The organism is Aureimonas sp. Leaf324, assembly GCF_001423245.1.
In the GTDB taxonomy this organism is placed as follows: Bacteria; Pseudomonadota; Alphaproteobacteria; order Rhizobiales; family Rhizobiaceae; genus Aureimonas.
Genome location: NZ_LMOH01000001.1, coordinates 294,691 through 314,294, shown reverse-complemented (window position 1 = coordinate 314,294; position 19,604 = coordinate 294,691). Strand labels below are relative to the sequence as shown.

Below are 19,604 nucleotides of genomic sequence, written 5' to 3'. Positions count from 1 at the left end.
CCTCAGCGCGCCGTGCGCATCATCTCGGCGGCCTTTTCGGCGATCATCACGGCCGGCGCGTGGGTGTTGCCGGAGATGATGGTCGGCATGATCGAGCAGTCGGCGACGCGCAGGCCGTCGATGCCACGCAAACGCAACTGCGGATCGACCACGGCCTCGGCATCGACGCCCATGCGGGCCGTGCCGACGGGGTGGAAGATCGTCGTGGCGATGTCGCCGGCGGCCTGCGCCAGTTCCTCGTCGGTCTGGAGATGGGCCCCCGGCTTGAACTCCTCCGGCCGGTGACGGGCGAGGCGCTTCGTCGCCATCAGGCGGCGCGCGGCGCGGATCGAGGCGGCCGCGACCTCGCGATCGCCTGCCGTCGACAGGTAGTTCGGCGCGATCGCCGGGTGGGCGCTCGGGTCGGCGCTCGTGATGCGAACGTGCCCGCGCGACTCCGGGCGAAGGTTGCACACTGAGACGGTGATCGCTGGAAACGAATGCAGCGGCTCGCCGAAGCGGTCGAGGGACAGCGGCTGGACGTGAAATTCGATGTTGGCGGTCTCGAACCGCGGATCGGACTTCATGAAGATGCCGAGCTGGCTCGGCGCCATCGCCATCGGCCCAGAGCGCTTCAACGCATATTGCAACCCGATCTGCGCCTTGCCGAAGAGCGTCGCCTGCCATTCGTTCAGGGTGCGGGCGCCCTCGATGCGGAAGGCGGTGCGGATCTGGAGATGGTCCTGCAGGTTGGCGCCGACCCCTGGTCGGTCGAGCACCACCTCGATCCCGTGCCGGCGCAGGAGATCGCCCGGGCCGATGCCGGACAGTTGCAGAAGCTGCGGCGTGCCGATCGCTCCGGCGGAAAGCACCACGTCGCCGTGCGCCGTGGCGGGTCGACCGTCCAGCCACAGGTCGAGGCCGACGGCCCGCCCCTCCTCAATGCGGATGCGCTCGGCCTGCGCCTTCGTCAGGACGCGAAGGTTCTTCCGGTGGCGGATAGGCCCAAGGAAGGCGCGCACGGCATTGAAGCGCAGGCCCGCCTTCTGCGTTACTTCGAAATAGGATGAGCCGAGATTGTCGCCGGCGTTGAAATCGTCGATCTGCGGCACGCCGATCTCTTCGGCGGCCTCGCGGATCGCGTCGAGGATCGGCCAGGACAGACGCTGCTTCTCGACGCGCAATTCGCCGGCCTGGCTGTGGAACGGACCGTCCAGCGCGTGGTGGTTCTCCGAGCGGCGAAACAGCGGCAGGACGTCGTCCCAGCCCCAGCCGACATTGCCGAGCTGGCGCCAGCCGTCGTAGTCGGCGGCTTGGCCCCGCATGTAGATCATGCCGTTGATGGACGAGCAGCCGCCCATGACGCGGCCGCGGGGATAGGCGAGCTTGCGCCCGTTCAGTCCCGCCTCCTCCTCCGTCGCATAGCCCCAGTCGGTGCGGGGGTTGCCCATGCAGTGGAGGTAGCCGACCGGGATATGGATCCAGTGGTAGCGGTCGGAGCCACCGGCTTCGAGCAGAAGCACGGTGTTCGTCGGATCGGCGCTCAGCCGGTTGGCGAGGACGCAGCCGGCCGACCCCGCACCGACCACGATGTGGCTGTAGCGGCCGAGGTCCAGTCGCGCGTCGCCGGATGGGGTCTTCATCGTCGGTCACTCCGGCGCACGGGCGCGCCTCCGAGCCGTTCATCGTGGGATCGTATGGCGCTTGGCCCAACGTCGGGCTGCCCGGCTCAGCCGGTAGTTTGGCCCCGCCGAGCCAGCCCTGCAACCCGGCCGGGTTGCGCTTCGGCTGGCGACGCGGCGGATCACGCAGCGTAGTTTTTCGCCGGACCTTCGTCTCGGGCACAAAACCTTCAAATCCCGCTTGTATGAGCGCGTGAAGCCGGACAACGGTCCGCCGCCTCACGCGGAAAGTTCGATGCGCAACAACCTCCTGCCGATCGTATCGCTGCTTCTGTCGACCTTCTTTCTGATGGTCGGAGCGGGCCTTCAGGGCATCCTCCTCCCCGTGCGCGCAGCGCTGGAAGGCTGGAGCCCCTACGAGATCGGCCTGATGGGCACGAGCTACGCGATCGGCTTCACGCTGGGCTGCGTCGCCATGCCGGCGATCGTTCGCTCGGCCGGCCATGTTCGAACCTTCTCCGCCCTCGCCTCGCTGCTCGCGATCGCGATCCTGCTGCATGGGATGGCGATCCAGCCGGTGGCGTGGATCGCGGTGCGCGGCGTCGCAGGCTTCGCGCTCGCCGGCTCCTACATGGTCATCGAAAGCTGGCTCAACGAGCGCGTCACCAACGAGACGCGCGGGCGCGTCTTCTCGATCTACATGGTGGTTTCGATGGTCGCGATGATGGCCGGGCAGTTCGCCATGCCTCTGGCCGATCCCGCCCTGCCGGCCGTCTTCATGCTGTGTGCGATCTTCTTCGCGCTCGCGGTCATCCCGAACGCCCTGTCGCGGGCGCCGAGCCCGAAGCCGCTGACCCAGGTGCGGCTCGACCTTCGCAGCCTCTACCGCAGCTCTCCGGCCGCAGTCGCCGGCGTCTTCATCTCCGGCATCCTCTCCGGCGCCTGGGTGAACATGGCGCCGGTGCTGGGCCAGGACATCGGCCTTTCGACCGCCGAGATCTCGACCCTGCTGGTCGCCACGATGGCCGGCGGCGCGGTGTTCCAGGTGCCGCTCGGACGCCTGTCGGACCGGATGGACCGCCGCTACGTGCTGGCCCTGTCGGGCGCGATCGGCGTCGGCACCGCGCTCTCGGCGCTGACGCTCTGGTCGGGCGGGGCATACAGCCTCTTTGCGATCGCCGTCGTCATCGGCGGCGTTATCTATCCAACCTACTCGCTCGCCGTCGCCCACGCCAACGACATCGCAGACCCCAGCGACTTCGTGAAGATTTCGGGCGGGCTTCTGGTTCTCTACGGGTTCGGAACGATGGGCGGCCCGCTGCTGGCTGCCTGGCTGATCGAAAGCTATGGTCCCGGCGGCATCTTCATCGCAACCGGCGGCGCGCACCTGACGCTGCTCGTCTCGACGCTCCTGCGCCTCTTCCTTCGCTCGGCCGATCCCACCAGCCAGCGTCCGGAATTTCAGCCGGTGCCGCTCGAACGGATGCAGACTCCGGCATCCGTCGCCCTCGATCCGCGAGCCGATATGGCGCTCGATCGCTGAGGGTGTAGCAGCGCGCTCTCCCGTGTGGGGATCACACCGCGCGGCGCCTTGCGCTCGTCAGTTGAGAGCGCGCTGGAACGCGCGCTTCTCCTCGTAGCGCGCGCGGGCGTCGGACACCTCGGACCGCTCGGAGGTTTCGGGCACGGCGACGTCCCACCAGTGCCCCCCGGCCTCCGTGGTGATCAGCGGATGTGTGTCCACCACGATCACCGTCGTGCGCGTGTTCGTCTTCGTGCGCTCCAGAGCCGCCTCGAGATCGGCGATCGAAGCGACCTTCTCGGCCTCGGCCCCCATCGCCCGAGCATGCGCCACGAAATCGATATTTGGGACAACCTCTTGCCGGCAGTCCTGCAGGAGATTGTTGAAGTTCGCGCCGCCGCAGGCCATCTGCAGGCGGTTGATGCAACCGTAGCCGCGGTTATCGAGAAGCACGACGGTGAGCTTCTGGCCGAGCATCACCGAGGTCGCAAGTTCCGAGTTCATCATCATGTATGAGCCGTCGCCCACCATCACGACGACGTCCTTGTCGGGCCGCGCCATCTTCGCGCCGAGACCGCCGGCAATCTCGTATCCCATGCACGAGAAGCCGTATTCCATATGGTAGCCGCCCGGCTTCGTCGGCGCCCAGAGCTTGTGCAGTTCGCCCGGCAGACCACCGGCCGCGCACAGGACGATCGTATCGTCCGTACCGCGCGCCCGCGCGACGGCGCCGATCACCTGGGCATCCGACGGAAGTTCGGCCTTGGACGCCGCCAGCGCCTTGCCAGCCGCATCGAACCACCTGGCGCGCTCTTCGGCGGCGCGCGCTTCCTGTCCCGCGGCGCGCCAGTCGCCCAGCTCGCGCGAGAGCTCGGACAGGCCGACCTTCGCATCGGCGACCAGCGGGATGCCGCCATGCTTCACCGCATCGTAGGTCGCGACGTTGAGGCCGACGATCTTCAGGTCTTCGGCGCGGAAGAGCGCCCACGAGCCGGTGGTGAAATCCTGCAGCCGCGTGCCGACCGCCAGCACGACATCGGAATCCGCCGCGAAGGCATTGGCGGCGCTCGTGCCGGTGACGCCGACCGATCCGAGAGACAGATCGCTCCGCTCGTTGATCGCCGACTTCCCGGCCTGCGTCACCGCGATCGGAATGCCATGCCGCTCGGCGAAGGCGGCCAGCTCGTCCGTCGCCTCGGAATACAGAACGCCGCCGCCGGCGATGATCATCGGCTTCTTCGCCGCGCGCAGCAGCGCCACGGCATGAGCGAGCTCATCCTCGTCCGGACGGGGCCGACGCGGCGACCAGACCTTCTCGGCGAACAGCGCCTCGGGGAAGTCGTAGGCTTCCGCCTGGACGTCCTGACACAGCGACAACGTGACGGGGCCGCAATCGACGGGGTCGGTCAACACCTGCATCGTGCGCTGGAGCGCGGGAATCAGCTGCTCGGGACGCTGGATGCGGTCGAAATAGCGCGAGACCGGCCGGAAGCAGTCGGATGCCGACACGCTGCCGTCGCCGAAATCCTCGATCTGCTGGAGGACGGGGTCCGGCAGTCGGCTCGCGAACACGTCGCCCGGCAGGAAAAGCACCGGCAGTCGATTGACATGGGCGACGCCCGCAGCCGTCACGAGATTGAGCGCACCCGGGCCGATCGAGGTCGTGCAGGCCATGAAACGGCGGCGGAAACTCGCCTTGGCGAAGGCGATCGCCGCATGGGCCATGCCCTGCTCGTTGTGGGCGCGGTAGGTCGGGAAGTCGTCCTTGACCGCCTGTAGGGCCTCGCCCATGCCCGCGACGTTGCCGTGGCCGAAGATCGCCCAGCACCCGGCGAAGATCGGCAGCACCTCGCCGTCGATGACCGTCTTCTGAGCCATCATGAAGCGCACGAGGGCTTGGGAGGTCGTCAGTCGGATCGTCTTCGCCGTCATCTCTCGCGTCCTCCCACGCTGCCCCGGTCATCAAAGAATGAGATCCAAGGCATCCCCCAATGTCGGGGACGCTTCGATCCGCTCCCGAAGGAGGCCTTTCGATGTCTTCCTGCAACCCCGGTCGCTACGCTCGGACGCGTGCCACCCCCTTGACGGGTAGCCAAAAACAACGCGTCAGAAATAGAATTTATGGGCCATGGCTGCGTGTTCAAGAATACGTATTCCGCGCAGCCGGGTTGTGTCAACGCGCCCACCATGGCGTAGTGTGGCACACTCCCCTGGCGGCCGCACGCGTTCAGGATCAGGAAAGGCCACCTGAATGCCCCGCTCGATCGAGACCGAACCCACCGCACTGACCAGCCCGGCAAATTTCGCCGAACTGCGCGACCGGCTGGCCAGCGGATCGCTCAAGCTGCCGCGCCGGCTGCAACAGGTGGCGGCCTACGCCCTGGCCCATCCCGACGATGTCGCCCTCGGAACCGTCGCCAAGATCGCGGAAGATGCCGGCGTTCAGCCCTCGGCGCTGATCCGGTTCGGACAGGCGCTCGGGTTCACCGGATTCACGGACCTTCAGGCGGTCTTTCGCGAGCGGCTGCTCAGTCAGGTCTCGAACTACGACGAGCGCATGATGTCGCTGCGCTCAACCGGGGGCACCGCGTCGAAGGCGGCGGCGTTGCTCGACGGCCTGTGCAAGAGCGCGACGCAGTCGATCGGCCAGCTCCATGGACGGATCGACATCCAGCGTGTCGAGCAGGCGACACGGCTCCTGGCGGATGCGGAGACGATCTACCTCGTCGCGCAGCGGCGCTCGTTCCCCATCACGTCGTACCTCAGCTACGCCCTCGGCAAGCTCGGCATCCGCAACATCCTCATCGGCTCGGCCCTGGGGACGGATGCCGAGACGATCTCCTTCGCGACGCCACGCGACGCGGCGCTGGCGATCTCCTTTACGCCCTACTCGCCGGCCACGATCGCTCATACAGACGACCTGGCGGAGGCCGGCGTGCCGTTGGTGGTCATCACGGATTCGCCGTTCAGTCCCCTCGCCTCCGAGTCGCGGATCTGGTTCGAGGTGGTCGAAACCGATTTCCAGGGGTTTCGGTCGCTGTCAGCCAGCATGGCGCTCGCCATGACGCTGGCGCTGGGTGTCGCGGACCGTCGGCGGAACGGGGCTACGAGCGGCCCCCTCGACAGCGACCTCGCACCTGATACGGAACAATAATTCCAAATGGACACAAAATGGATTTCGTGCTTCAAGTTTGGCGGGCTGTAACGCACGAGCAATCGTCGGCGATGCCAGCCGATTTCCCATAAGGCCGCTTCTCGGCAAGGAGGGACTTTGTCCAAATCGCTCGATGTCGTCACCATCGGCCGTTGTTCGGTGGACCTCTACGGCCAGCAGATCGGCTCGCGTCTCGAAGATATCGCGACCTTCGCGAAGTCCGTGGGCGGCTGCCCGGCCAATATCGCGATCGGCACGGCCCGGCTCGGGCTGAAGTCGGCACTTCTCACCCGCGTCGGCGCCGAGCAGATGGGCGGCTTCGTCCGCGAGCAGCTGGCGCGCGAGGGCGTCGAAACGAAAGGCGTGACGGTCGACCCGGATCGGCTCACGGCGCTGGTGCTCCTCGCGGTCGAGGACGAAGGCGTCTCGCCCATGATCTTCTACCGGTCGGACTGCGCCGACATGGCGCTCGACGAAGGCGATGTCAGCGAGGAGCTGATCGCTTCCACGGCGTCGATCGTGGTCACCGGAACGCATTTTTCCAAGCCCAACACCGAGGCGGCGCAACGCAAGGCGATCCGTCTGGCCAAGGCGAACGGCGCGAAGGTCGTCTTCGACGTCGATTACCGGCCGAACCTCTGGGGTCTCGGCGGACACGCCGCCGGGTTCGAGCGCTATGTTGCCTCGGACGCGGTGTCAAAGAAGCTCCAGACGATCCTTCCCGATTGCGACCTCGTGGTCGGCACGGAGGAGGAAATGATGATCGCGGGCGGTGTCGGCGATCCGTTGGGTGCGCTCCAGGCCATCCGCGCCGTATCGGATGCCACGCTCGTGCTGAAGCGCGGCGCGATGGGCTGCATCATCTTCGACGGACCGGTCGAGAGCCTCGACGACGGGATCGCCGGCCGCGGCTTTCCGATCGAGGTCTTTAACGTGCTGGGCGCCGGCGACGCGTTCATGTCCGGCCTCCTGGCGGGGTGGCTGCGCGACAAGAGCCACGCGGAATGCGCGACGATGGCCAATGCCTGCGGCGCGTTCGCCGTCTCGCGCCTCCTCTGTTCGCCGGAATATCCGACGATCGCCGAACTCGATGCCTTCCTCGCGAAGGACACGATCAAGCGTCGCCTGCGCAAGGACGAAGATCTCAACCACATCCACTGGGCGACCACGCGTCGCCCCGCCCCGGACCAGCTCGTCGCGCTGGCCTGCGACCACCGCATGCAGCTGGAGGAGATGGCCGATGCGGCGGGCGCGCCGCGCGAGCGCATCGACGACTTCAAGGTCCTGACGGTGGAGGCGGCCTCGCGCGTGGCCGGCGGCCGGCCGGGCTTCGGCATGCTGCTCGACGGCACCTATGGGCAGAAGGCGCTCTACAAGGCGAATGCCAAGGGCTTCTGGATCGGTCGGCCGGTGGAAGAGCCCGGCTCGCGGCCGCTCGATTTCGACCAGATGCCGGACCTCGGCAGCCATCTGCAGGAGTGGCCGGTCAACCAGGTCGTGAAGTGCCTTTGCTTCTACCATCCGGACGATGCTCCGGAACTCAAGCGGCGCCAGGAGCGCGAGCTTCTGCGCCTCGCCGACGCGGCCCGCACGGTCGGCCGCGAGTTCCTGGTGGAGATCATCGCCGGCAAGCACGGACCCCTCGAAGACGATACGGTGGCGAGCGTCGTTCGCCGCCTTTACGATCTCGGCATCAGGCCGGACTGGTGGAAGCTCGAGCCGCAACGCAACGCGGCCGCCTGGAAGCAAATCGAGGAAGCGATCGCGCAGAACGATCCGTACTGCCGCGGGATCGTGCTCCTCGGCCTCGACGCGCCGGAGGCCGAACTGTTCGAAGCCTTCAGAGCGGTGGCCGATGCGCCGATGGTCAAGGGATTCGCCGTTGGGCGCACGATCTTCGGCGACGCCGCACGCCGCTGGCTGAAGGGCGAGATCGACGACGAGACGGCGATTGCCGACATGGCGGAGAGGTTCCAGGCCCTCGTCGCGTCCTGGCAGTCCGCACGACCGGCCTCTGCCGCCTGAGCCACACGATCCGATCCATCGGGAGAGAACGACAATGATCCGTATCGGCGCAAACCCGATCTGCTGGAGCAACGACGACCGGCAGGACATCGGCGGCCATATCAGCCTCGAACAGTGCCTGTCCGAGGCGAGCGCCATCGGTATCGAAGGCATGGAGCTCGGGCACAAGTTTCCGAAGGATCCCGACGGACTGAAGGCGAAGCTCGCCGAGTACGGCATGGTGTTCGTCGGCGGCTGGTACTCGACCTTCCTGCTCGAGCGCGACGCGGACGCCGAGTTCGCCGCCGCAAAGGATCACATCGCGCTGGTGAAGGGTGCCGGGACGGACATCTTCATCGTGTGCGAATGCACCGGCACGGTTCATGGAAACGAGGCCGCGCCTCTCAGCGCGCGTCCTGTCCTAGACGAGGAGCAGTGGGCGACGCTGCTGCCGCGGATGACGCGCTTCGCCGAGCTTCTGCGCGATGAAGGTCTCAAGATCGCCTACCATCACCACATGGGAACGGTGATCCAGACCGGCGAAGAGATCGACCGTCTCATGGCCGGGACGGGCGACGCCTTCACCTTGCTCCTCGATACCGGTCACGCGACCTGGGCCGGTGCCGATCCGGTGGACCTGGCCCGTCGCTACCGCGATCGCATCGTCCATTTCCACGCCAAGGACGTTCGCCTGGACGTGGCGCGGCAGGCCGGCGCCGAAGACTGGAGCTTCCTGACCTCGGTTCTCGCCGGCGTCTACACCGTGCCGGGCGACGGATCGGTCGACTACGTGTCCGTCCTGAAGGCACTGCCGGATTACGCCGGCTGGGTCGTCATCGAGGCCGAACAGGACCCCGAGAAGGCGCATCCTGCAACCTATGTGAAGATGGGCCACGACAACCTCGTCCGCTTCCTCTCGGAAGCCGGATCGAAGCGCTGAAAGGGGCGAGAGCGATGTCGAAACTTCTCGTGAAGCCGAGCGGCACGACGGGCCTGGTCGTCGACGTGACGCCGGAAAGCGCCGGGTGGACCTATGTCGGCTTCGCGCTTCACAAGCTGAAGCCCGGCGACACGGTCACGGGCGGCGAGCCGGATCGCGAAGCCTGCCTCGTCCTCGTCTCGGGCAAGGCGGCAATCGGTGCGGGCGACACGCAGTTCGGCTCGGTCGGCCGCCGCATGTCGCCCTTCGACGGCAAGCCGTCGTCGGTCTACGTGCCGGCGGGAATGGACTGGACGGCCACCGCGGAAACCGAGGTCGAGCTGGCCGTCTGTACGGCGCCGGGCACGGCGGGTGCTCGCCCTCCTCGCCTGATCGCCGAGGACGACAACGGCCAGGAAGTGCGCGGCAAGGGCTCCAACGTCCGGCACGTTACCAACATCCTGCCGGAGACTGCGGAGGCGGACGGGCTGCTGGTGGTCGAGGTCATCACGCCGGCCGGCAACACGTCGAGCTACCCGCCGCATCGCCACGACGAGGATGACCTTCCGCAGCAGTCTTCGCTCGAGGAAACCTACTATCACCGCATCAACCCGCCGCAGGGCTTCGCCTTCCAGCGCGTCTACACCGATGCCGACGCGTCCGGGCGTCGGGAGATCGACGAGGCAATGGCGGTCGAAGACGGCGACACCACGCTCGTCCCGAAGGGCTATCACCCCTGCGCGACGATCCACGGCTACGACCTGTACTACCTCAACGTGATGGCGGGGCCGAAGCGCCTCTGGCGGTTCCACAACGCACCGGAACACGAGTGGCTGCTGAAGGCGTGACGGTCGGTGGCGACACGACGCTGTAACCTTTAACATCGCCGGCAAATCGAAAGGGGCGCCCACGAGCGCCCCTTTCGATCGTCCTGTCGGTTCGTTCCTCGGGCGGCTCAGGCGACCGCGATCGTCGTCGAGCCAATGCCTCCGGACGACCACGCCAGTTCGTCCGCCGCGCCGATCATCAGAGGGCGGCCGAGCAGGAATCCCTGCGCCGTCCCGCATCCCAGCGCCTGGAGGCTGGCAAGCTGCCCCTCCTCCTCGATCCCCTCGGCCGTGGTGTCGATGCTGAGCTCGCGCGCCATCGAGACGACCGCGCGCACGATGGCCGCAGATCCTGCATCGTTCGTTGACGCGGCGATGAAGCTGCGGTCGATCTTGATGCGATCGACCTTGAACTCGCGCAGATGAGCCAGCGAAGAGTAGCCCGTGCCGAAGTCGTCCATCGCGATCCGAACGCCGATGGCTCGCAGGCCCGCCAGGACGACCGCGAGATGCTCACTGTTCTCAACGATGGCCGTCTCGGTGATTTCGAGTTCGACGCGCGACGCCGGCAGCGAGTACTTGCGAAGGGCCTGATCGATCTGTGACGCCAACACCGCGGAGCGGAGCTGCACGGCCGAGACGTTGATCGACATGTAGAGCTCGGCCGGCCAGCGCGCGGCCTGACGGCAGGCTTCGTCGATGACCCAGGCCCCGATCGTGGAAATCAGGCCGCAGGCCTCGGCCACGGGAATGAACTCGGCGGGGCTGACGAGCCCGCGCTCCGGGTGCCGCCAGCGGATCAGCGCCTCGAAACCCTTCAATCTCCGCTCCGGCAAGCTGAACAGCGGCTGATACCAGAGTTCGAGCTGGTTCGACGCGATGGCATCCGACAGGTCCTGCTCGAAGTCGCGACGTCGCGCTTCCTCTTCCAGCATGCCGTCGCGATAGACTTCGAACCGCCCCCTGCCTGCATTCTTGGCGGCGTAGAGAGCAAGGTCGGCTTTGCGCTGGACGGTAGAAGCATCGTCGCGGTCGCGCGCGGCAGCAATGCCGACGCTGCCGCCGATGGAAACCACATGGGCGCCGGCGTCGATCGGCAGCGCTAGCGAGGCGACGAGGTCCGCCGCCAGTCGTTGGCCGCGCTCTTCGCCGGATGCGCTGAGGACGGCCAGTTCGTCGCCGCCGAGGCGAAAGGCCTGTTCCTCAGGCTCAAGGAGAGCTTCGATGCGTGTCGCGACCTCCCGAAGCACCAGGTCACCAGCGGCATGACCTAGACGATCGTTGACGTCCTTGAAGCGGTCGAGGTCGACCATCAGCATGGTCAGGGAGCCCAATACCAGCATCTCGTCGATCGACTGGGCGAACATCCGACGGTTCTTCAGTCCAGTCAGCGCGTCATGGAACGCCATGTGCGCGATCGTCTTCTGTCCGTTTCGCGCCTCCGTCACATCCTCGTAGGTGAGAATCGCGCCGCCCCGCCCGACGGGCTGGCAGCAGACATGGAGGACGAGCCCATCCTCGAAGTGGTGTTCCAGCCGCTTCACGCCTCCATCCCGGATCCAAGACACATGGTTCTCGACGACGCGCCGCGTGCGTTCGGCATCCCAACCGACCCTTGCGCCGATGACGCCCACATACGCTTCCAGCGTCATGCCGAGCCGCAGGTCGTTCTCGCCGAGGCGGAAGAGCGAGCGCACCCGCTCGTTGACCAGCGTGACGTGCCCCGTCGGCGAGATCATGGTCAGGCCGTTCGACATGTTGGCCAACGCGTCGGCCGCCGTCGCCCTTGCCCTGTTGTCGATGAAGCCGCTCGCAAACCCCGCCGAGACGATCGCGAGGCCCACGCAGGTGACCGCGAAGGCAAGAGCCTTCAGGGCCTCGGGGTTGGAGAACGAGCCGTCGATCAGCATCGGGGTGACCTGAAAGGCCGTCATGCCCGTGAAGTGAAGCCCGATGATGGACAGGAAGAAGAGAGCCGCGCCGGCGAAGGGCCGGATGGTCTCCCGCCACCCGTGCATAATGACCTGCAGGGAGGCCGCCGCCAGCACGCAGGAAATGACGACGGACGCGAGAAGAAATCCCGACTTCCATTCGACGATGCCCTGGACGCGATAGGCCAGCATCCCGGTGTAGTGCATCACGACGATCGAGAGGCCGACGACGGCACCGCCAAGCGCGGCCGAACCGCGCCGCCGGCTGGTGGCAATCGTGAAGCCGACGGCCGATCCCACCATGGCGGCGAGCATCGACACGATGGTGAGAACCGGATCGAAGCCCACGGCCAAGCCCGGCTCATAGCCGAGCATGGCGACGAAGTGCGTGCACCAGATCGACGCGCCCGTGATGAAGGCCGTCAGCACGACCCAGGCATAACGTTCGGTCGATCGCGAGTCGGCCGCCCTCTGGAAGAGCCGGACCATGGCCCAAGACCCCGCCGCGCAGATGACGGCCGCCATCAGCACAAGCCAGAGGTTGTGCTCGACAACGATACAATTCAAAACCGTCATCATGGCTAAGCTCGCCAGTATAGCATGTGGTTGCAGCTAAATAACTTGGGCGTGTGCAAGACTCGCCCTGCTTAGAATCTACGCAGTAAGTGTTGAAGGAACTTGACCTTGAAGCGGCTTGCGTGGACCGCGACGGCGCGAAAGTCGGCTTTTCCACGCATGTCGCGAGAGGCGACCGGCGGCAGAGCGTCGCAGGCAGTCCGGTATCCGCTCAGCCGAGAAGCGCCGACGTTCAGGCCCGACGTTTCGGCAAGGTCATCGCCACCACGCTGACGATCACGAGCGCGAGGCCGAACCAGGCTGTCGGCTGAGGCATCTCGTGCAGGACGATCATGCCGATCCCGACGCCGATCGGCACGCGCAGATAGGCTTGTGCCGTCACCCCGACCGAGCCGATGCGTTTCAGCAGGTAGAAGTAGAGGGTGAAGGCCAGTGCGGTGGAGAAGAGCGAGAGCGCGATCAGCGCCATGATCGACGCCGTCGAAGGTGCGAGCGTCCATGGCCGATCCACGACAAGGCTCACCGGAATCAGGATCGCCGCGCCGAACAGGAGCGATCCGGACGCCGGCATCATCGGATCAAGATCGCGAAACGTCCGCCCGAAGGTGACCGCGGCGCCGTAAGCCATCGCGGCGACGATGATCGCGACTTGCGCGACGAGCTGCTGGTTCGCGCCCTGCAGCGCCGACGGTCCGACGACGAGGCAGATGCCGAAGAGGCCGGCGGCGACGCCGAACGCCTTGCGGCCCGTCACCACCTCGTGGCGCGTGATGCCCCAGTTGATGAGGAACGCGAAAACCGGTGTCAGCGAGTTGAGGATCGTTGCCAACCCTGCATCCACGAACTGCGTTCCCCACGCGACGAGCACGAACGGGACCACGGAGTTCAGGCAAGCCTGCACGAAGAAGCGGCCGAGATTGCGCCGATCCATCGGCAGGCGAAGGCCGCGCAGACGCAGCACCGCCCAAAGCACCGATCCCGCGATCAGCGTGCGTGTCGCGATCAGCGTCACCGGCGGGATGGTCTCCACCGCGATCTTGATGAACGTGTAGGACGCGCCCCAAAGCGTCGCGAGAAGCAGGAGAAGCGCAAGACTGGCGGCAAGGCGAGGTTGTGGGTCCGCCATGACGAGACGCCTCCCGAAATCCGTGGAGACATCGTTCCGAGTCCCGTCCGTATGCTTTCCTGACTGATGGAGTTCCAGGTGGCAAGCGCTGTCGCCAGCGGCGTGATCCGTACCTTGCAAGTCGCCGACAGTCGCGGCATGTCAGCCGCGAAATTCACTTTCTTTCAAGGAGCGCACGATGGCCGTCCAAGCCGCTTGGCAACATCCGGTTCCTTGCATCGGAAACGACGAGCGACAGGAGCGCCTCGAGCGGTTGCGCGCGCTTCTCGACGAAGCCGGCATCGACGCCCTCCTTCTCGGCTCGACCGAAAGCCTGCGCTATTTCACGGGGCTCGTCTGGCACGGCAGCGAGCGGTTCTGCGGCGCGCTGGTGACGCGTGACAGTCTTCGCTACGTCGTGCCGGGCTTCGAGTGCTCGCGCGTCGAGACCCTGCCCCGCCTCCCCGGCGAGATCGTCGCCTGGCAGGAGGAAGAGGAGCCGATGCGCCTCGTCGCTTCGCTGCTGCGGCCCGGCGCCGTTCTCGCACTCGACGAGCAGATCCCGCTGTTTCAGTATCATCGGCTGGTGGCCGTGTTCGGCACGCATCGGTTGCGCGACGGGGGCCCGCTCGTCTCCCAGCTCCGCATGCGAAAGTCTGGGGCCGAGATCGCCATCATCCGCCATGCGATGGGCCTGACGCTCGGCATCCATGAACGCGTCCGCGCTGACATGCGACCCGGCGTGACCGCCTCCGAGGTCGTCGCCTTCATCGACGCGGAGCACCGCCGCCTCGGCGCCGACGACGGCTCGACCTTCGCCATTGTCTCGTTCGGCGCGGCGACGGCGCTTCCGCACGGTGCCGACGGCGAACAAACGTTGGGCGACGGCGACGTGATCCTCGTCGATACGGGGTGCCGCCTCGACGGCTATCATTCCGATCTCACGCGCACCTATGTCCTCGACGAGCCGGCACCGGACGTCGAGCGGATCTGGCGGATCGAGCGGGAAGCCCAGGACGCGGTGTTCGAGGCGGCACGCATCGGGGCGACCTGCTCGTCCCTCGATCGCGCGGCGCGCGACGTTCTCGCCCGCCATGGCCTCGGTCCGGACTACCGGCTTCCCGGCCTGCCGCACCGGGCGGGCCATGGGCTCGGCCTCGAGATCCACGAGGCGCCCTACATCGTCCGGAACAACGAGACCCGGCTCGAGCCCGGCATGTGCTTCTCGGTCGAGCCGATGATCGTGATGCCCAATCGGTTCGGCGTGCGGCTCGAGGACCATGTCTTCATGACCGACGCGGGCCCGGAATGGTTCACCGCGCCGGATGACAGCCCGTCGGCGCGACGCTGAAGCGGTGACGTTCGGCAGGGACGCCATGGGCGTCGTCTCGGTCGGGCGCCGCGGATGATCGTTGGACACGGACACGGTCTCCAGTCATCGAGCGAGCCCCTGCCCTCCGTGCGATCGCCCTCACCTCGTTCAGTAAGCGAGAAATCGAGGGCCCATCGGCTCGGATTCAGGTCGACGCCGGCTGTAGAAGCAGCGCAACGAGTGCCGTCCAGCCGGTCTGGTGCGAGGCGCCGAGGCCGAGGCCGGTGTCGCCGTGGAAGAACTCGTTGAGGACGATCAGCTCGACGTCGTCCGCTCCCCCTCGCGGCGCCGGGCCGCCGAGCGCCGGGCGCGTCCCGTCCGCCTGCCGGGCGAAGAGAGCGCAGATGCGAGCCGCGAGATCGTCGGCGACCTCCGTCAGCGTCGCCGTTCGCCCCGAGCCGGACGGGCACTCCTGGACGAAACCGTCGCCGTAGAACCGCTCGAACTCGCGGATCGCCTCCACGATCATGAGGTTGAGCGGCATCCAGACCGGTCCCCGCCAGTTCGAGTTGCCGCCGAAGATGCCGGAGGCCGAAGCGCCCGGCTCGTATCGAACCTCGAACTGCGCTCCGTCGCGCTCCATCGCGAAGGGTTGCGCCTCGTGTACCTTCGACAGGGAGCGAATGCCGTAGGGCGACAGGAACTCGCCCTCGTCCAAGAGCCGGTTCATCAGCCGCGCCATGCGCTGGCGCCGCAGGAGCGACAGGAGGTAGCGTTCGTCCTTTCCCGGCTCGGCGAAGCGCGACACCTGCATGGTGAGGTCGGGGCGATGCCGGAGCATCCAGTCGAGGCGCCGGGCGAAATCGGGATGCCGCTCCGCCAGCCCGGCGTCGAGCACCTCCACCGCGCAGAGCGGGATGAGCCCCACCAGCGAGCGCACGCGAAGCGTCGCCTCCGTTCCGTCCGGCAGGATCAGGGCGTCGTAGAAGAAGCCGTCCTCCTCGTCCCACAACCCCCGTCCGCCGGGCTGTGCCTTATCGGCTTCCGATGCGCCGACATGCGTCATGGCGGAGGCGATGATCAGGAAGTGCTCGAAGAACTTCGACGCGATGTCTTCGTAGACCGCATCGGCCTCCGCGAGTTCCAGCGCCATGCGCATGAGGTTCAGCGCGTACATCGCCATCCAGGCGGTGGCATCGGCCTGCTCGAGGGTGCCGCCGCCGGGGATCGGGGCGGAGCGATCGAAGACGCCGATATTGTCGAGGCCGAGGAAGCCGCCCTGAAAGAGGTTGCGCCCTTGCGAGTCCTTCCGGTTCACCCAGAAGGTGAAGTTCACCATCAACTTGTGGAACAGCCGCTCCAGGAAGTCGCGATCCGGCGCTCCGTTGAACGCGGCGTCCATGCGATAGACCCGCAGGGCGGCGAACGCCTGGATGGGCGGATTGGCGTCACCGAAGTTCCATTCGTAGGCCGGGAGCTGGCCGTTCGGATGCATGTACCAGTCGCGGGTCAAGAGAAGGAGTTGCTGCTTGGCGAGCGCAGGATCGACGATCGCCGCGGCCATGGCATGGAACGCCAGATCCCAGGATGCGAACCACGGATACTCCCACGTGTCCGGCATGAGGATGACGTCGGCCGCGTCGAGATGCGTCCAGTCGACGTTGCGGCCCCTGAGGCGTGACGCGGGCGGGGGAGCCTGCGCTGCGTCACCATCCAGCCAGCGCTTCACGTCGTAGCGATAGACCTGCTTGGACCAGAGGAGGCCGGCGAGCGCTCGCCGCTGGACCAGCCTCACGTCGCGGTCCGCCATGCCGGCCTGCAGCGCGTCGTAGAACGCGTCCGCCTCGTCACGGCGCGTCGCCAGGATGGTATCGAACTCGGCCGGACCGACGAGGCCGGCCGCCGCCGGCGCGAAGCAGTATCGCAGGACGATCCGCCCGCCGGCGGGGATCTCGTGAACGGAATGGGCTGCCGCTTTCGTGCCCTCGCCCGGCAGCGCGACGCACCCCGCGCCGACGATGTGGTTGTTGATGGCATCCTTGAACGGGCCGCCGCCCGCCGGCCCACCGAACCGCGCCGCGTTCGTCTCGTTCTCGCAGAATAGCCACGTTGTCGGCTGAAGGGCCGAGAAGCGCATGTCCGGCCACTTCGGATGCGACGCCGTCACCGCATCGCAGCCGGCCGGTGCGATCTGCGGTTTCGTCGAGGCCGGCCTCCAACTCCAGGTGTTCCGCGCGACGAGTTGCGGCAGGACGTGGAGGACCGCGCTGTCCGGCCCACGATTGATGACGGTGACGCGCATCAGGACGTCGTTCGGAGACGCCTTCGCGTAGTCCACCTGCACGTCGAAGAACCGATTGCCGGCAAGGACGCCGGTGTCCGCCAGCTCGTACTCCGCAGCCGGCGATCCGCGCCGCCGGGCGTTTTCGGCGACGAGATCCTCGTAGGGGAACCGCGCCTGCGGATAGCGATACAGCATGGACTGCCAGGCGTGGCTCGGGACGGCATCGAGATGCCACCAGAGTTCCTTGACGTCCTCGCCGTGATTGCCCTCCGCATTCGTCAGACCGAACAGACGCTCCTTGAGAATGGGATCCGCGCCATTCCACAACCCGAGCGACAGGCACCAGATCTGGTCCGCATCGCAGAAGCCCGCGATCCCGTCCTCGCCCCACCGGTAGGCACGGGACCGTGCGTGGTCGTGCGGCAGATAGGACCAAGCATCGCCGTCGGCGCTGTAGTCCTCCCGCACCGTGCCCCATTGGCGCTCGGCGAGATACGGTCCCCACACGCGCCACGCCGCCGCGTCGGGGCCATCGAGACGCTGCCCCTCGACGGTCGCCAGCAGTGGCGAGCGCTTGGGTTCGTTCATCAGGCGGCGGCCCCGTCGGCCATCCGTCGGCCCGCTCGCCCATCGGGCTCGGGTTGGAGGCTGGCCCAGGCACGGCCATCGCGCGAGAGGAGCGCATCGGCCGACGCCGGTCCGGCGCTGCCGGCCGCATAGAGGTCCGGCTCGCCCGTCTTCCAGGCTTCCAGCACAGGCTCCACCGAACGCCACGGCGCCTCGATGGCATCCGCCCGCTGGAACAGAGACGCATCGCCCATCATGCAGGCGTAGAGAAGCGACTCGTAGCCGATGTTCGGGACATGCTCGAAGAAGTCGTCGTGCCTGAAGGTCTCCGCGACCGGCGCCAGAGCCATGCCGGGACCCGGCGCCTTGATCTGGAAGTCCGTGCGCAGGCCCTTGTCGCCGTCGATATGGAGCGTCAGCCGATTCGCGTCGTGCGGTTCGCCGAAGATCGGATGCGCGGACGGCTTGAACTGCAGCACGATCTCCGTGCGATGCGCCGCGAGGCGCTTGCCGGTGCGCAGGTAGAAGGGCACGCCGGTCCATCGCGGCGTGGCGATGGCGAGCCGGATGGCGGCATAGGTTTCCGTGCGGCTGTGCGGATCGACGCCCGGCTCCTCACGGTAGGCGACGCGCGGTGTGCCGTTGACGGTGCCGGCGGCGTATTGGCCGCGCACCATATCCCCCGGCTTCACCGGCTGGACCGCCGCCAGAACTTCGCCCTTGGCATCGCGCACGGCCTGTTCACCGAGATCCTTCGGCGGCTCCATCGCCACCATGGCGAGGATCTGAAACAGGTGGTTGGGCACCATGTCGCGAAGGGCGCCTGCCCGCTCGTAGAAGCTGCCGCGCCCCTCGACGCCCAGCACTTCGGCCGCCGTGATCTGCACGTGATCGAGATGCGCGTTCGACCAGAGCGGCTCGAAGATGCGGTTGGCGAACCGCAGCGCCAGGATCGCCTGCACCGTTTCCTTGCCTAGGAAATGGTCGATCCGGTAGATCTGCGGCTCCTTGGCCCATCCGAGGATCTTGTCGTCGAGCGCGCGGGCCGAGGCGAGATCGTCGCCGAACGGCTTCTCGACCACCAGCCGGCGAAAGGCTGTCGGGGTTTCCTGCAAGAGGCCGGCCTTGCCGAGCCCGTCGGCGATCGGCCCGAAGAAGCGTCCGGCCACCGCGCAGTAAAAGATCGCGCTGCCCGCGATCCGGCCGGCCAACGCTTGATAGGTCTCGTCCAGCGTGATGTCGCCGCGCTGGTAGGTGAGCCGCCCGCCGAGGTCCTGCCACACGTCCTCGCGGATCGAACCCGCGTTGAACTCGGCCGCCGGGTCCGCCACCATCTGGTGCAGGGCGTCGTTCAGGCTCCGGCGCCACGCCTCGTCGCCGAGTTCCGCGCGGTCGACGCCGATGATCCGGAAGGCTGGGTCGAGAACGCCCGAGACCATGAGGTCGTAGATCGACGGAATCAGGAGCCGCTTCACCAGATCTCCGGCGGCACCGAAGAGAACGAGCGTGCAGGCAGGCGCAACGGTGGGGGCTGTCATGGCGGGTTCCCGGCGAAACAAACGAGGCATGGGGCGCTACGCAGCGACACGTCGCATATCGCCGCGTCCGGCTGAAGGGAGGTGGGAGCCGTTAGCCGCCTGTAAACGGCGGACGCATCAGTTTCTGTGTGTCGCCACGCCGATCGGGGCCCCGAAATCGCGGAACGACGGCGGAACGCGACCTGCGCCTCGGACCATTCGTCCACGTATCGCACGCGAAAGGCCCGTGCTATCGAAACGGGCAGAACCTCGGGGGGACGATCC

The 19,604-nt window shown here is 67.0% G+C and carries 12 protein-coding genes; 6 read left to right on the top strand and 6 right to left on the bottom strand.

Annotation, left to right across the window (positions count from 1 at the left end; translation table 11 throughout):
• Positions 1-2 precede the first annotated feature (2 nt).
• Complete coding sequence (locus tag ASF65_RS01525) at positions 3-1,622, bottom strand: GMC family oxidoreductase N-terminal domain-containing protein (RefSeq protein WP_055884094.1); 1,620 nt, start codon at positions 1,620-1,622, stop codon at positions 3-5.
• Positions 1,623-1,896: 274 nt separating this feature from the next.
• Between ASF65_RS01525 and ASF65_RS01520 the strand changes: the two genes are divergently transcribed.
• Positions 1,897-3,144 (top strand): MFS transporter, encoded by a 1,248-nt coding sequence (locus ASF65_RS01520; RefSeq protein ID WP_055884091.1) that lies wholly within the window; start codon positions 1,897-1,899, stop codon positions 3,142-3,144.
• 57 nt (positions 3,145-3,201) lie between these two features.
• Here ASF65_RS01520 and iolD read toward each other — a convergent pair whose 3' ends face one another.
• Positions 3,202-5,055 carry a 3D-(3,5/4)-trihydroxycyclohexane-1,2-dione acylhydrolase (decyclizing) gene (gene iolD, locus ASF65_RS01515; RefSeq protein WP_055884087.1) on the bottom strand — a complete coding sequence of 618 codons (1,854 nt, stop codon included), beginning with the start codon at positions 5,053-5,055 and terminating at the stop codon, positions 3,202-3,204.
• 319 nt (positions 5,056-5,374) lie between these two features.
• Here iolD and ASF65_RS01510 point away from each other — a divergent pair, with 319 nt between their 5' ends.
• The 4 genes from ASF65_RS01510 to iolB all read left to right on the top strand — a co-directional run bounded on the left by ASF65_RS01510 (position 5,375) and on the right by iolB (position 10,048).
• On the top strand, positions 5,375-6,277 hold the full coding sequence (locus ASF65_RS01510; RefSeq protein WP_055884084.1) for a MurR/RpiR family transcriptional regulator: 903 nt from the start codon (positions 5,375-5,377) through the stop codon (positions 6,275-6,277).
• A gap of 117 nt (positions 6,278-6,394) precedes the next feature.
• Complete coding sequence (gene iolC, locus ASF65_RS01505; RefSeq protein ID WP_055884081.1) at positions 6,395-8,302, top strand: 5-dehydro-2-deoxygluconokinase; 1,908 nt, start codon at positions 6,395-6,397, stop codon at positions 8,300-8,302.
• Between the two features lie 34 nt (positions 8,303-8,336).
• Positions 8,337-9,221 carry a myo-inosose-2 dehydratase gene (iolE, locus tag ASF65_RS01500; RefSeq protein WP_055884079.1) on the top strand — a complete coding sequence of 295 codons (885 nt, stop codon included), beginning with the start codon at positions 8,337-8,339 and terminating at the stop codon, positions 9,219-9,221.
• 14 nt (positions 9,222-9,235) lie between these two features.
• Positions 9,236-10,048 (top strand): 5-deoxy-glucuronate isomerase, encoded by an 813-nt coding sequence (iolB, locus tag ASF65_RS01495; RefSeq protein WP_055884075.1) that lies wholly within the window; start codon positions 9,236-9,238, stop codon positions 10,046-10,048.
• A 107-nt stretch (positions 10,049-10,155) separates the two neighbouring features.
• Here iolB and ASF65_RS01490 read toward each other — a convergent pair whose 3' ends face one another.
• Together ASF65_RS01490 and ASF65_RS01485 are read right to left on the bottom strand one after the other, a co-directional pair.
• On the bottom strand, positions 10,156-12,537 hold the full coding sequence (locus ASF65_RS01490) for an EAL domain-containing protein (RefSeq protein ID WP_055884072.1): 2,382 nt from the start codon (positions 12,535-12,537) through the stop codon (positions 10,156-10,158).
• Between the two features lie 229 nt (positions 12,538-12,766).
• Positions 12,767-13,660, bottom strand: coding sequence for an EamA family transporter (locus ASF65_RS01485; protein ID WP_055884071.1), 894 nt, complete (start codon positions 13,658-13,660; stop codon positions 12,767-12,769).
• 178 nt (positions 13,661-13,838) lie between these two features.
• On the opposite strand from ASF65_RS01485, the gene ASF65_RS01480 reads away from it, so the two are divergent.
• Positions 13,839-14,990 (top strand): Xaa-Pro peptidase family protein, encoded by a 1,152-nt coding sequence (locus ASF65_RS01480; RefSeq protein ID WP_055884069.1) that lies wholly within the window; start codon positions 13,839-13,841, stop codon positions 14,988-14,990.
• A 166-nt stretch (positions 14,991-15,156) separates the two neighbouring features.
• On the opposite strand, the gene ASF65_RS01475 is transcribed toward ASF65_RS01480, so the two are convergent.
• The gene (locus ASF65_RS01475) at positions 15,157-17,823 is read right to left on the bottom strand and encodes a hypothetical protein (protein WP_055884066.1); all 2,667 of its coding nucleotides are present in this window, start codon (positions 17,821-17,823) and stop codon (positions 15,157-15,159) included.
• A complete protein-coding gene (gene zwf / locus ASF65_RS01470; protein ID WP_156369119.1) occupies positions 17,823-19,340 on the bottom strand; it encodes a glucose-6-phosphate dehydrogenase in 1,518 nt (505 codons plus the stop codon). Before zwf ends, ASF65_RS01475 begins: the two co-directional genes overlap by 1 nt.
• Positions 19,341-19,604: the final 264 nt, after the last annotated feature.

Bases quoted from the DNA above. Each gene is read 5' to 3' on its own strand.
- ASF65_RS01525 (WP_055884094.1), bottom strand. From the start codon at position 1,622: ATGAAGACCCCATCCGGCGACGCGCGACTGGACCTCGGCCGCTACAGC.
- ASF65_RS01510 (WP_055884084.1), top strand. From the start codon at position 5,375: ATGCCCCGCTCGATCGAGACCGAACCCACCGCACTGACCAGCCCGGCA.
- iolB (WP_055884075.1), top strand. From the start codon at position 9,236: ATGTCGAAACTTCTCGTGAAGCCGAGCGGCACGACGGGCCTGGTCGTC.
- iolE (WP_055884079.1), top strand. From the start codon at position 8,337: ATGATCCGTATCGGCGCAAACCCGATCTGCTGGAGCAACGACGACCGG.
- ASF65_RS01480 (WP_055884069.1), top strand. From the start codon at position 13,839: ATGGCCGTCCAAGCCGCTTGGCAACATCCGGTTCCTTGCATCGGAAAC.
- zwf (WP_156369119.1), bottom strand. From the start codon at position 19,340: ATGACAGCCCCCACCGTTGCGCCTGCCTGCACGCTCGTTCTCTTCGGT.
- ASF65_RS01520 (WP_055884091.1), top strand. From the start codon at position 1,897: ATGCGCAACAACCTCCTGCCGATCGTATCGCTGCTTCTGTCGACCTTC.
- ASF65_RS01490 (WP_055884072.1), bottom strand. From the start codon at position 12,537: ATGATGACGGTTTTGAATTGTATCGTTGTCGAGCACAACCTCTGGCTT.
- iolD (WP_055884087.1), bottom strand. From the start codon at position 5,055: ATGACGGCGAAGACGATCCGACTGACGACCTCCCAAGCCCTCGTGCGC.
- ASF65_RS01475 (WP_055884066.1), bottom strand. From the start codon at position 17,823: ATGAACGAACCCAAGCGCTCGCCACTGCTGGCGACCGTCGAGGGGCAG.
- ASF65_RS01485 (WP_055884071.1), bottom strand. From the start codon at position 13,660: ATGGCGGACCCACAACCTCGCCTTGCCGCCAGTCTTGCGCTTCTCCTG.